Raw genomic sequence first — 13,258 nt, forward strand, 5'->3', positions numbered from 1 at the left:
CCAAATTGCTCGTAAAGACCCGCTGTCGCTTTAAATACGCCGCCTTTTTTCCCGACATCCTCTCCGAGCACAAACACTTTCGGATCTCGTTCCATTTCTTCTTTCATCGCCAGTGTAATGGCGTCTATATATGACATAACAGGCATTTTTCTTCCCCCTTACTCCGCATACACGTAACGAAGTGCGCTTTCTGCTTCAGCATAAGCTGCGTTTTCCGCTTCATCAGTGGCTTCGTTTACGATTTGCATGATTTCTTTTGTCATCTCTTCTTTCATTTCAGAAGTCATGACGTTTCCTTCGATTAAATACGTTTCATATTGGATGAGCGGATCTTTCTTTCTTGCTTCGAGCACTTCTTCTTTTTCTCGATAGCTTGAGTCATCGTCATCACTTGAATGCGCAGTTAAACGGTAAGAGATTGTTTCAATCAATGTCGGGCCTTCGCCTCTTGCCGCACGGTCTCTCGCTTCTTTGACAGCGGCATATACTTCAAGCGGATCATTTCCATCTACAGTTACGCCAGGCATCCCATATCCAATCGCACGATCTGAAATGCGTTCACAGGCCACTTGTTTGTCATATGGTACGGAAATCGCGTACTTATTGTTTTCACACATGAAAATAACAGGCAGTTTATGCACAGCAGCGAAGTTAGCGCCTTCGTGAAAATCTCCTTGGTTTGATGAGCCTTCACCGAACGTGACAAAGCTGACAAAGTTTTTCTGCTCTAATCGTCCAGCAAGGGCAATTCCCACCGCGTGAGGAACCTGCGTTGTTACAGGTGAAGATCCGGTCACAATTCGATTTGCTTTTTGTCCAAAATGCCCCGGCATTTGTCTTCCGCCTGAGTTTGGATCGTCTTGTTTTGCGAAACCAGACATCATTAAATCTTTTGCTGTCATCCCAAAAGCAAGGACAACCCCCATATCACGGTAGTAAGGTAAGACGTAATCTTCTTCTCTATTAAGGGCAAATGCAGCACCGACTTGCTGCGCTTCCTGCCCTTGACAAGAAATGACGAATGGAATTTTACCTGAACGGTTTAATAGCCACATCCGTTCATCGATTTTTCTCGCTAGAAGCATTGTTCTATATATATCAATTGCTTGTTCATCTGATAATCCTAATTCCTGATGACGCATGTTACTCATCATGTTTCCCTCCTTGATTAAAAATGGATCGCCTTCCCGTCAACAGCAAGGGCTGCCTCGCCAATCGCCTCTGATAAGGTCGGATGCGGGTGTATCGTCTGCCCCACTTCCCACGGGGTTGCATTAAGTACTTTGGCTAATCCAGCTTCAGATATCATATCTGTTACATGAGGACCAATCATATGAATTCCTAAAATATCATCTGTCTTTTGATCGGCAATGATTTTGACGAATCCATCAGACTCCCCGTACACAAGCGCTTTTCCAATCGCCATAAATGGGAATTTCCCTATTTTGACTTCAAAGCCCTGCTCTTTTGCCGCCTGTTCAGTGAGTCCAACACTAGCGGTTTCTGGGTGAGAGTAAACACATTTAGATACGAGCGTTTCATCGAGCGGCTTTGGATCTTTCCCAGCCATATGTTCAACAGCAATCATACCTTCGTGAGAAGCCACATGTGCGAGCTGAAGCCCGCCGATGACATCTCCTATTGCGTAAATATGCGATTCTTTCGTTTGATAATGTTCATTCACGACAATGCCTTGTTTTTCGGTTTGGATGTCCGTGTTTTCAAGACCTATGCCTTCGATATTAGGTACTCTGCCGACTGAAAGAAGGAGTTTTTCCGCTTCGAACGTCTGAATGTCTCCATCCTTTTCCGCTTGAATTGTCACGAGATTTTCCTGCTTTTCTACGCTATCTGGCAGTACCTTCGCATTTGTCACAAAGGTGATGCCTTTTTTAGATAATAGTTTTTCCATTTCTTTAGAAATGTCATGATCTTCTGTTGGTAAAATACGGTCTGCAAACTCAATCACAGTGACGTTCACACCAAAATCATTGAGCATAGACGCCCACTCGATTCCGATCACTCCGCCTCCGACAATGAGCATCGACTGCGGAAGCTCTGGCAGTTCAAGTGCATCATCTGATGTGAGGATGTGTGTTCCATCTGCTTCAAGCCCTGGCAGCACCCGCGGTCTTGAGCCTGTTGCGATGATGACCTGCTTTGGAATAAGCATTTCATTTTCCTCTCCATTTGCCATTTCTACGGAGATCGTTCCTGGCATTGGCGAAAAGATAGATGGGCCAAGAATACGGCCAATTCCTTCATATACATCAATTTTCCCTTGTTTCATTAAGTGTTTGACGCCGCCTGCTAGTTTTTCGACAATCTCTGTTTTTCTTTTCTGCACACTCGCAAATTGCAAGGCAATGCCGCCTGCCTCAACACCAAAATCAGCTGCGCGTTTGACGGTTTGATATACTTCTGCACTTCTGAGCAGCGCTTTAGATGGAATGCAGCCTTTATGAAGACATGTTCCGCCGAGCTTTTCTTTTTCTACAACTGCTGTTTTCAATCCAAGCTGTGAGGCACGGATGGCTGCTACATAGCCGCCTGTGCCTCCACCAAGAATGACGAGGTCATATTCAGTTGCCATGACTTGTCACTCCTTTCTTTTCCTGTTGATCATTTGGGTATTCTTTCGGTGATTCTTCTTCTTTTAAAATACGAAGCGCACCTTCCGCTAACGATTGCAGCTCATTTTCACCTGGATACACGACAACATCTGAAATCCAGTCAATATAGCCGCGAATACTTGATGTAATTTGTTTGCTGTACGCAAGTCCGCCTGTTAATACAATGACGTCAACTGCTCCTTTTAAAACAGCGCTAGCCGCACCAATTTCCTTGGCAATCTGATAGCACATTGCTTCATAAATGAGCGCCGCACGCTCATCACCTGCTTCAATCATGCGTTCCACTTTTACAGCGTCTGTCGTGCCAAGATAGCCCGCTAGCCCGCCTTCACCAATAATGCGTTTGAGCATTTCCTCTTGGGTATACTCACCCGAAAAACAAAGATTTACAAGATCACCTGTCGGCAAGGTACCCGCACGCTCAGGACTGAAAGGACCTTCGCCATGCAGACCGTTATTGACATCGATGACTTTCCCTTTTTCATGAACACCAATGGTGATACCGCCGCCCATATGAGTAATAATCATGTTTAAATCTTCGTAACTTTTTCCAAAAGAAGCCGCTGTTTTTCTTGCGACCGCTTTTTGATTTAATGCATGAAAGATGCTTTTTCTTTCGATCGTTGGCAGCCCTGAAATACGAGCAATTGGCTTTAGTTCATCCACCACAACTGGATCGACAATAAAAGCTGGGATATTCAGGCCAAGTGCGATTTCTCTCGCGATGATTCCGCCGAGATTAGATGCATGCTGGCCGGCATATCCTTCTTTTAAGTCTTTCACCATTTGCTCATTGACTTCATATGTGCCTCCTTCAATCGGACGAAGAAGACCGCCGCGCGCGCACACTGCATCAAACTTTGAGATATTCATCCCCTGTTCATGCAGTGTTTTCAAAATGGTTTCTTTTCGGAAAGAAAATTGATCAATGATATGAGGAAACGACTTTAATTCCTCATCTGTATGTCTAAGTGTCGTTTCAAAAATAGAACGTTCATTATGAAACACACCGATTTTTGTTGAAGTAGAGCCAGGATTAATCGTGAGAATACGCCATTCTTTTGTCAGCAAAAACAAAACCTCCGTTTCAACTCATTCTTCCAATTAGCGACGACTTAAAATATGTTGACCATTTTGCAAGAATTGACTTCTTGATTTGCGCATTCTTTCAATTCGCTCTTCAGCCAATCGGTCTGCCGCTTTATAAGTTGGAATGGCATCACGGTTTGAAATTTCAATCACACGTTCAATATTTTGATAAATGCCTTCGACTTTTTTCATCGCACGATCTGCATTATAGCCATAAAGCTCATCAGCCACGTTAATCACACCGCCTGCATTGATCACATAGTCAGGAGCATATACAATCCCCATTTCATGGATAAGGTCTCCGTGATGCGTTTCTCTTAGCTGGTTATTTGCAGCACCTGCAATCACTTTTGCTTTTAACTTAGGAATGGTTACATCGTTAATGGTTGCACCAAGTGCGCACGGTGCATAAATATCACATGCTTGATCATAAATATCGTCAGGATCGACTGCTTTTGCGCCGAAGTCTTCAACAGCTCGCTTGACAGAGTCTTTGTTGATATCTGTGACAATAAGTTGTGCGCCTTCTTCGTGCAGATGTTTACACAGATTGTAGGCCACATTTCCAACACCTTGGACAGCAATTGTTTTTCCTTCTAATGAATCTGTACGGAAAGCAGCTTTGGCAGCGGCTTTCATCCCTTTATATACACCGTAAGCTGTGACTGGAGACGGATTTCCGGATGAACCAAATGCAGGAGAGATCCCTGTGACAAAATCGGTTTCTTCATGAATGAGATCCATATCTTCTACCGTTGTACCGACATCTTCCGCTGTAATATAGCGGCCATTCAGCCCTTGAATGTAACGTCCAAAGGCACGGAACATTTCTTCGTTTTTGTCTTTTCTCGGGTCACCGATGATCACTGTTTTTCCGCCGCCAAGATTAAGTCCTGCTGCCGCGTTTTTATAAGTCATTCCTCTTGCTAGACGCAGTGCATCCTCAATAGCTGCTTCTTCGTTTTCATACGTCCACATTCTCGTTCCGCCTAGTGCAGGTCCAAGTGTTGTATCATGAATCGCAATAATCGCTTTTAAGCCAGACTGCTCATCCTGACAAAATACAAGCTGTTCATAATCGTATCGTTCCATATATTTAAAAAGTTCCATTGTGTTATTCCTCCTATTACTTCCGCTTAATTTGATGTACAGATGGCAAGCGCAATTGAATAAAGCTTACTTTCAGCTGAATCAGACCGGCTTGTTAAAGCAATCGGTGCCTTCGCTCCTGCCACCACAGCTCCCACCTTCGCATGTGCAAAGTAGATGAGAGATTTATAAAGAATGTTTCCTGCCTCAATTGTTGGCACAAGCAAAATATCTGCATGGCCGGCTACATCACTCGTAATATTTTTATGAGAAGCTGCCGTTTGAGAGATGGCATTATCTAAAGCAAGAGGCCCATCAATTAGGCATCCAGAAATTTGCCCCCGCCGATTCATTTGCGCAAGACTTGCCGCAGTTAAAGTTGAATCCATTGCCGGATTCACGACCTCGACCGCAGAGAGCACTGCAACCTTTGGCATGTCGTTTCCTACAGCTTGTGCTACTTGAACAGAATTGATCGTAATCTCTTTCAGCATATTTAAATCGGGCTCGATGTTCATCGCAGAATCCGTGACATAAATAAAGCGGTCAAAGCCCGGTACTTCGAATGCTGCGACATGTGATAGGACCCTTGCTGTCCTGAGCCCATATTCTTTATTCAGTACTGCTTTTAAAAGAACGGCTGTCGGGACATGCCCCTTCATCAAAATATCTGCATGCTTCTCGCTCACTGCCTGCACGGCTATTTTGGCAGATTCTTCGGGAGAATCTGAATGAATAATATCTATCCAGTCCTCATCGATTTCATGCTGTTTCACTAGCTCCTTCAGGTTGCGTTTGTTCCCAACCAGGAGAAAGCGAGCGACCTTTCGCTTAATTGCCATCTTGATGGCATGAAGCACTTCTTCGTCTTCTGCATGAGCCACAGCCGCCGTTTTATTCTGCAGCTGGGCGGCTTTCATAATCAGATCGTCAAGCTTCATATATGCCCACCTTTCCTTGTGCTCGGTTCATGTTTTATATGCAAGTTCCGTGCCAGTTTGAAATACAGTAAAATGAGGCAGTTCGCATGCCATTCGTGCAATCTTTTGCAGTTTACATGCATTTTATTGCATGCTATCTTTTGCAAGTTGATATTTATCCATTTTATAGTAAAGGTTCCGTATGCTGATCCCTAACGTTTTCGCTGTTTTCGTGCGATTGAATTGATGCTTTTCAAGGGTTTGTTTAATCAGCTGCGCTTCAAATGCCTCAACAGCATCCGAAAGCGTCTCTCCCTCAAATTGACTGACAGCCAGTTCCTGCTGCTCTTTTTCTTCCTGTTCTTCAGACTCCATGAATGAAATATGCCCCTCATCAATCCATTCTTCTTGCGGGTTTAAAAAGATCATGGCTCGTCCAAGTACATTTTCAAGCTCTCTTACGTTTCCAGGCCACTTATATGATCGCAGTCTATGAAGCGCCTGTTCTGTTAACCCGCGCACGTTCCGTCCATAGTCTAAATTGATCTTTTGGATGAGACGTTTGCTTAACGAGTCAATATCCTCAAGGCGCTGCCTTAGCGGCGGAATAGAGATCGGGTATCTGTTCATGCGATAATATAAGTCCTCTCTGAACTTTCCTTCCGCCATCGCTTTTTCAATATTGACATTTGTCGCCGTGATCACACGAACATCAACTGGTATGGCCTTTGTTCCGCCTACTCTTACAATTTCTTTCTCCTGCATGACGCGCAGCAGCTTCGCCTGTGTACTTGGCGTCATTTCACCAATTTCATCTAAGAAAATGCTGCCTTGATTCGCCTCTTCAAACAGTCCTTTTTTCCCGCCGCGCCTTGCACCAGAGAACGCTCCTTCTTCATAGCCAAAAAGCTCTGACTCTAAAAGAGTCTCAGATAAGGCTGCACAGTTGACCCGTACAAAGCGATTATATTTCCGGTCACTTTCATTGTGAATGGCGTGCGCAAACAGCTCTTTTCCAGTACCTGATTCTCCCCGGAGTAAAATGGTGGCTGGCGTTTTTGCGCCTAGCTTTGCCTGCTCAAGTGCCACAAGCATTTGCTCACTTTCTCCAATGATGTCTTCAAATGTGTACTTTGCTTCAAGTGTCCGGATAAGCTGCCTTGCTTTATTTAGTTCATTCGTGAGTGATTGAATTTCTGATACGTCATGAATGACGCCGACACTGCCTTTTAAGATGCCATCAACGATAACCGGCGCTACGTTGACGATCACATCTTTTTTATTCGGCCCGACTTTCATTCTGACGCCTCGAACCGGTCTTCTTGTTTCAAGTACCTTCAAATGCATGCTTTCTCCTTCAGAAATATCTGCACCTGCAGGTTTCCCCACAACTTCTTTATCTGTTAATCCAGTCATTTTCGTATAAGCTCGGTTGATCAAAATCCCTTTTCCCTGCTCATCAACAACCGATATGGCTTCATCTGACGATTGAATGATCGCCTCCAGCATGGTTCGCACTTCTTTAAGGTTCGTTACTTCCTCCGCAAGCTCAACGGCATCTGTAATATCTTTAAAGATCGATAAAGCACCTAGCATTCTCCCCGCGTCATCAATAATTGGCAAACGCGTTGTGACAATTTGTATTTGCTGGTTCAGAAATTGTTTTTGATTAAATTCTGGCTCTCTCGATCTTAAAATGTCGGGAAGTTTTGTGTTTGGGATCACTTCTCGTATGTCGCGGCCAATCGCATCTTTTTGCGAACATCCAACCATTTTGGCCGCTGATCGATTAAACAGGACGACTTCTTCGTCCATGTTTATAAAAATCATCCCATCGTTCGTTGCATTAAAAATGCGGTCATGCTTATAGGTTTGTTCTTTTAATATTTGAATTAGCTGTTGTTTTTCTGACATTAATTCTGATATGACGTAAGCCATTGAACTTGGAACAATGACAGCATGCTCCGGCTTTTCTTCCATCAGCTCTTTCAGCACTGCTGAACTGCCCGTTGTTTCAATGATGATATCAATGTCATCTTTTATGTATTCTTTCCAATCCGTTGTCGTATCAATTCCATTCTTTTTCGCTTCTGCCATCCCCGGTGCCTCAAGATCAAGGTCGGCGATCGCAATGATTTGAATCATATTTGTTTTCAGCAATGTTTCTAGCAATGCTGATCCACCCTGTCCCGCACCGACAATCAAGACTCTCTGCATCCCGTTACCCCTTTATATGAAAAAATTTGCACACCATATTTTTCCGTTGCAAAAAATTGCACAACTCTTATATTACCACGTTTTCCTTTCTTGACAAAATATTTTTTGAATTAGACAATGGAAGTAAATGACGTTTAAGGGGACATTTGATGGGGAGAATACTTGCACTAGTGATTATTTTAATACCTGGCGCGCTTGCTGCACTTGGGATTAAGCTGCTGCGTGACACTGTTTTCGGCATCATCATTGCACCATTTCCATTTTTATGGCTGCAAGGAATTGCAGGGTTGTTATTTTTAGGGGGAGGTCTTTATGTAGTGGCTGGCTTTATTTTATATAGAGACCGTAAACGAAATAAAGTGACTGCTCGCTTTAAGCAGAGATAAAACGTGAAAAAAGACCCGCTGATGATAGCAGGTCTTTATTTCATTTCTTCTCTTATTTTCACGGCTCGGTCAGGAAAATCAGTGAAAATGCCATCAACACCTAAGGAAAACATGTTTTTCATTTGCTTTTCACTGTTTACTGTAAACGGCCTGATTACTTGCTGAGATGCATGGAGAGTTGACACAACCTCTTTGGTCACGCCTGCACCCTTAATATTTGGATGATAGCCTCTTGCTGGTACTGTTTTTATATACATCTCCGGCTGATGAATCACATCCATTGTGAGTACAGCAAGTTCAACATGCGGCATCAGTTTGTGAAAAAGAGCTAAACTGCCGTGATGAAACGATGAAACAAGTACACGGTCTTCTATTTGAAAATGCTCGATTTGCTTTTTTACTTTCTCCTCGATACCTGGATATCGATAAATGGAGTTTTTCAGTTCAATATTAATGATCAATGATGATTGCTGCGTCACTAGCTCTAATACTTCCTCTAAAAGAGGAATGGATACAGCACCGGTTTCTTCATAAAAAGAATGACTCGCATCTCCCGCTTTTAATTCTTCATATGTATGGTCTTTCACTAAACCTTTCATATTCGTTGTCCTGTTCAGTTTCTCATCGTGAATAACAGCAAGTCTGCCGTCTTTCGTCAGCTGAACATCCAGCTCAATTCCGTCAGCTCCCGAATGGAGTGCATGCTCGAAGGCTATCATGGTGTTTTCAGGATAAATGCCTTTAAAGCCTCTGTGTGCAAAAATTTTCGTCATAGGTCACCTCTAAATATGATGCTTCCTTTCATTATGACGTGTCTTTTTTCGTTTTTCCAGTTTTGAGCACATAAAAAAACCTCTTCTGATTCGCATGAAGAGGTTGACAGATAAATTCGATCACGTAATCGCTCTGATGGCTTGCTCTGTCGTCTCTGCGTCAAGAGCAAAAAGGGAAGAAACAACTGCGACTGCTGTAACAACGGTTACACCTAACAACAACTTTTTCATAAGATAACCTCCACTTTCTTTTGAAGTATTTGTGCATCGAATTTCTTTTCAAGAAAACGAATGGCATTTTGATAATCATTTCGTTCCTTGAAGTATTTCGATATTTGTTCAGACAAATCCTCAAGCTCCACATATAATCTATTTTTTTCTATGTAGTCTAATTTTTCAGAGAATACGTCTGCTGCCCCACTATTCTCGCACATCAAATCCAAAATTTCAAATTTTACTATATATTCATTATTTTGGATATCACAGCTATACAGAATACCCTCTTTAATATATTCCCTCGCCTCTTGATCTCCTAGATGCACTAAGCGTTTGCCAGAACATATAAAGATTGGATGTAATAATGACTATTGTCACGGTGAATTTGAATGCCCATTCCTTTTTTTGCATAATGTGCGCTTTTTTCATAATCATGCTTTGCATAATAAAGAACAGCTAAATTGTGATAGCATTTCCCAATCAGCACTTCATTGTTAATGCGCTTACTTTTCTCAAGTGCTTCTTGATACTTCTCCTCTGCTTCATCGAATTGGAACAAATCAATACAATTACTTGCATGTAAAATCAAGCTGTCAATTGCCTGCGCTGTATACTCTTCATGCGCTTTAAATGTATCGATGGCTTTTTTAATATGATTAATGGATATGAAGTTTTGTTTCAGTTCGTAATAAATTGAAGCAACCTTATGGTGAAAAGTTCCTACTTCAAGGTCTTCATTCACACGTTTTAGCCGCTGTTCTGCAATTTTGTAAAAACTAATGGCTTCATCATACTTTTTCACATATGCAGCATATTGGCCTTTGTAAAAGTAAAAATAAAAATTAATAATGTCATCTGCCTTCTCATCAAGCGTTCCGACACTTTTCATAATTTGATTGGCTTTTTCAATATTTCCAAGTAACATTTCATGTCTGCCGTCAACAAGCTGATAATAAAGGAGAACTTCACGGTCTTCATCTGTATTTTTTAGCAAATTCTGAATTTTCTCTTTATAGACAGCAGATTTTTCTAAGTCATTCTGAGAAATGACCCTCGTCCACTTGCTAATTTCGTTCGCTACCTCAGCAGAGTGGATTTTCAGCTTTCCCATAACCTCACCCTCTTCTTTTCATTATTATAGCATAGTAAAAGAATGTGAAAATTATTAAATTCGACAATGGGAATATTCAGTTCAAATGGCACAATCTCTAAGAAGCCAGTGACTTTAAAACGCCAATCAATCAGGTCAATAGAAATAGAACTTTCGATCTCGTTTGCTTTAATTACCATTTCCATAAGACCTTTTCCTCTCATCCTTTTTCTTACGAATGAGCGTTTTCTTCTTCTATTTTGAAGACTTCATGATCGATTGGAGCAGCTGATTACCATTATTTTATGTCTTTTTTTATTTTTTTCATGCTTTATTTTTCATTTTATTCTGAAAATAAAGCAACCCGTTTGTCCAATTTAAACATTAAGATGATTTTATCAACCTAACCAAATTTTGACAACATGTTTCAAAATAAAAAAACGTCTCAATGAAGAAACGTTTTTTCATGAAAAATAAACTAGCTAGCTCTATGCTCTAATCGCAAACGATCAGCTACCATGGCAATAAATTCTGAATTGGTTGGTTTCGCTTTTGACATGCTGACAGTATAACCAAAGAGTGAGGAAATGGAATCAATGTTCCCTCTGCTCCAAGCGACTTCAATGGCATGACGAATCGCCCGTTCCACCCTGCTGGCGGTCGTGTTAAATTTCTTTGCAATGTCTGGGTACAACACTTTAGTAATGCTTCCGAGAAGCTCAATGTCATTGTACACCATAGAAATCGCTTCTCTTAAGTATAAATACCCTTTAATATGAGCGGGCACGCCAATCTCATGAATAATGGTCGTAATGCTCGCATCTAAGTTTTTACGTTTCGGTTCAGGTTTGTTGCGAAGAACACTGTTTTGGATTGATGAAGAGCGATGGGTAACTTGTGTGCCGTTTCCACTGACTTGACGAATATGACCTACTAGGTTTTCCATATCAAATGGCTTTAAAATGAAATAAGATGCGCCCAAATCAACTGCTTTTTTCGTGACATCTTCTTGTCCAAAGGCTGTTAGCATAATCACACTTGGCTGTTTTGTCATTTCATCGTTTTCACGGAGGCGTTCTAGTACAGCAAGACCGTCTAAATGAGGCATAATAATATCTAAGAGGAGAACGTCGGGCTCTTTATCTTTAAATAATGTCAGGCATTCCTGACCATTATACGCCACGCCAAGTACTTCCATATCTTCCTGTCCCTCAATGTACTCTGTCAAAAGGCCAACAAGCTCTCGATTGTCATCAGCTACACACACTTTAATTTTCTCCACGTTCTTTCCTCCCCAATGTCGATTCCTTTAGTCTTTTGCATTTCTCTTCTGAGTGTTCAATTCGACAAAACCATGCTATCACCTTTAAAAAACTTTAATTTTCCGAATAATAGAGCATTATCTAGCTTTTTCTACGTTTTTCTTAACGAATCGACGATTATTGCAATTTGACAGCAAGCTTTTTTCCATTTTGTCGAAAAATCTCTTTTTCCTTATTTTATAACATGATGGAAGAGAAAGAAAGGGTAGAAAAAAACTGCCGGAAGATTCGCGGCAGTTTAAGATCAGCTTGCTTTTTTGTTTTTTTGATAAAGGTCGATTCCTGCTTCTGACAGCATCCATTCAATGTGTACGCCGTACCCGCTAGTCGGATCATTGACGAATACGTGTGTGACAGCTCCAATGACTTTGCCATTTTGGATGATGGGGCTTCCGCTCATTCCTTGGACGATTCCGCCCGTTTTGCTTAAGAGCCGCTCATCTGTTACCTTCAATACCATTCCTTTAGTTGCTGGGAATTTCTGCGGTGTTGTGCTGACGATTTTAATATCAAACTTCTCCACTTTATCATGATCCACAACGGTTAAAATTTCTGCTGGGCCTTCTTTTACTTCATTTGATAAAGCGACTGGAAGTGGTTTATCTGCTACATGATTTTCAAGCTTTTCGGTTAACGTACCAAAGATACCAAAAGGGCTGTTGCGGGAGATATCTCCTATTGTTTTTCTTTCGGAAGAAAATCTCGCCAATTTTTCTCCAGGATTGCCTCCTGTACCTTTTTCAATCGATGTCACTGTTGATCTGACAATTTCACCATTGTCGACAACAATTGGTTTTTTTGTATCCATGTCAGAAATCACATGCCCAAGGGCACCATATTTTTTAGATGAAGGTTCAAAAAAGGTCATCGTGCCGATTCCTGCTGCAGAATCACGAATGTAAAGACCAATTCGATAGATGCCTTCACTTGCATCTTTTGCGGGTGTTAATGTTGTTTGAAAGGTTTTATGATCTCTCTTTATGAGCAAACGAAGGGTTTCACCCGTTTTCCCTGCTTTCTGAATAAATGGGGTGAGGTCATTCATTTTCTCCATTTTTTGACCATTGATTTCAATGATCATATCCCCTGATTGAATGCCTGCGGCTTCACCTGGTGATTTTTTGCCGTCTGCTGTTGTGATTTGATGAAAACCTACAACGAGAACTCCTACAGAGTGGAGCTTGACGCCAATGGATTGTCCTCCAGGAACGACTTTTAATTCAGGGAGAACATCAACTTTTGTTTTCTTAATAGGAAATCCTTTAAAATCATAAACAATTTCGGCTTTTCCCGCCTTTTGTCCTGTAATATCCAGCTGATTCTCTTTCTCTGAAAGGCTAAAGGCTGGCGAAGAAGCATTGGCTGACGCTTCAATCGATGTGTCAATTGAGTGCTTCTGTTTTTCAAATACAGCAACATTTGTTGGAATGCTGATGTATTCCTTCACTATGCTCATAAACCCTGTACTTATTAAAGAAACAAGGAGAATCACACCAATGGCTTTTCTCATCTTTTCGGGCATT

11 protein-coding genes and 1 pseudogene are annotated in these 13,258 nt (G+C 41.7%); 1 reads left to right on the forward strand and 11 read right to left on the reverse strand.

The genetic code is table 11. From position 1 onward, the window contains the following. From AOQ70_RS03350 to AOQ70_RS03380, 7 genes and pseudogenes are all read right to left on the reverse strand, one after another. Nucleotides 1-146: pseudogene (locus AOQ70_RS03350) on the reverse strand (alpha-ketoacid dehydrogenase subunit beta); the annotation flags it as partial. 12 nt (nucleotides 147-158) lie between these two features. Further along, complete coding sequence (locus tag AOQ70_RS03355) at nucleotides 159-1,151, reverse strand: thiamine pyrophosphate-dependent dehydrogenase E1 component subunit alpha (RefSeq protein WP_039179824.1); 993 nt, start codon at nucleotides 1,149-1,151, stop codon at nucleotides 159-161. A 17-nt stretch (nucleotides 1,152-1,168) separates the two neighbouring features. Further along, a complete protein-coding gene (gene lpdA, locus AOQ70_RS03360) occupies nucleotides 1,169-2,593 on the reverse strand; it encodes a dihydrolipoyl dehydrogenase (RefSeq protein ID WP_059374859.1) in 1,425 nt (474 codons plus the stop codon). After that, nucleotides 2,583-3,704, reverse strand: a complete 1,122-nt coding sequence (gene buk / locus AOQ70_RS03365) for a butyrate kinase (RefSeq protein WP_039179830.1) — start codon at nucleotides 3,702-3,704, stop codon at nucleotides 2,583-2,585. The genes lpdA and buk overlap by 11 nt, the downstream gene beginning before the upstream one ends. Nucleotides 3,705-3,737: 33 nt before the next feature. After that, on the reverse strand, nucleotides 3,738-4,832 hold the full coding sequence (gene bcd / locus AOQ70_RS03370) for a branched-chain amino acid dehydrogenase (RefSeq protein WP_059374862.1): 1,095 nt from the start codon (nucleotides 4,830-4,832) through the stop codon (nucleotides 3,738-3,740). Between the two features lie 26 nt (nucleotides 4,833-4,858). Continuing rightward, nucleotides 4,859-5,752: a phosphate butyryltransferase gene (gene yqiS / locus AOQ70_RS03375; RefSeq protein ID WP_059374863.1), complete on the reverse strand. Its 894-nt coding sequence runs from the start codon at nucleotides 5,750-5,752 to the stop codon at nucleotides 4,859-4,861. A gap of 123 nt (nucleotides 5,753-5,875) precedes the next feature. Further along, nucleotides 5,876-7,948, reverse strand: coding sequence for a sigma-54 interaction domain-containing protein (locus tag AOQ70_RS03380; RefSeq protein WP_059374864.1), 2,073 nt, complete (start codon nucleotides 7,946-7,948; stop codon nucleotides 5,876-5,878). Between the two features lie 149 nt (nucleotides 7,949-8,097). Here AOQ70_RS03380 and AOQ70_RS03385 point away from each other — a divergent pair, with 149 nt between their 5' ends. Next, entirely contained in the window at nucleotides 8,098-8,334 is a 237-nt protein-coding gene (locus tag AOQ70_RS03385) for a DUF2627 domain-containing protein (RefSeq protein WP_039179838.1), read from the forward strand. A 35-nt stretch (nucleotides 8,335-8,369) separates the two neighbouring features. Here AOQ70_RS03385 and AOQ70_RS03390 read toward each other — a convergent pair whose 3' ends face one another. The 4 genes from AOQ70_RS03390 to spoIVB all read right to left on the reverse strand — a co-directional run bounded on the left by AOQ70_RS03390 (nucleotide 8,370) and on the right by spoIVB (nucleotide 13,257). Next, nucleotides 8,370-9,107, reverse strand: a complete 738-nt coding sequence (locus tag AOQ70_RS03390; RefSeq protein WP_058838020.1) for a glycerophosphodiester phosphodiesterase — start codon at nucleotides 9,105-9,107, stop codon at nucleotides 8,370-8,372. Nucleotides 9,108-9,648: 541 nt separating this feature from the next. Continuing rightward, on the reverse strand, nucleotides 9,649-10,434 hold the full coding sequence (locus tag AOQ70_RS03395; RefSeq protein WP_231730822.1) for a Rap family tetratricopeptide repeat protein: 786 nt from the start codon (nucleotides 10,432-10,434) through the stop codon (nucleotides 9,649-9,651). Between the two features lie 457 nt (nucleotides 10,435-10,891). Beyond that, nucleotides 10,892-11,695 carry a sporulation transcription factor Spo0A gene (gene spo0A, locus AOQ70_RS03405; protein WP_059374866.1) on the reverse strand — a complete coding sequence of 268 codons (804 nt, stop codon included), beginning with the start codon at nucleotides 11,693-11,695 and terminating at the stop codon, nucleotides 10,892-10,894. A gap of 284 nt (nucleotides 11,696-11,979) precedes the next feature. Beyond that, nucleotides 11,980-13,257 carry a SpoIVB peptidase gene (gene spoIVB, locus AOQ70_RS03410; protein ID WP_039179850.1) on the reverse strand — a complete coding sequence of 426 codons (1,278 nt, stop codon included), beginning with the start codon at nucleotides 13,255-13,257 and terminating at the stop codon, nucleotides 11,980-11,982. Nucleotide 13,258 lies beyond the last annotated feature (1 nt).

Origin of the sequence: Bacillus sp. AM 13(2015) (genome assembly GCF_001518755.1) — a bacterium.
GTDB classification, from domain to species: Bacteria; Bacillota; Bacilli; order Bacillales; family Bacillaceae; genus Bacillus; species Bacillus safensis.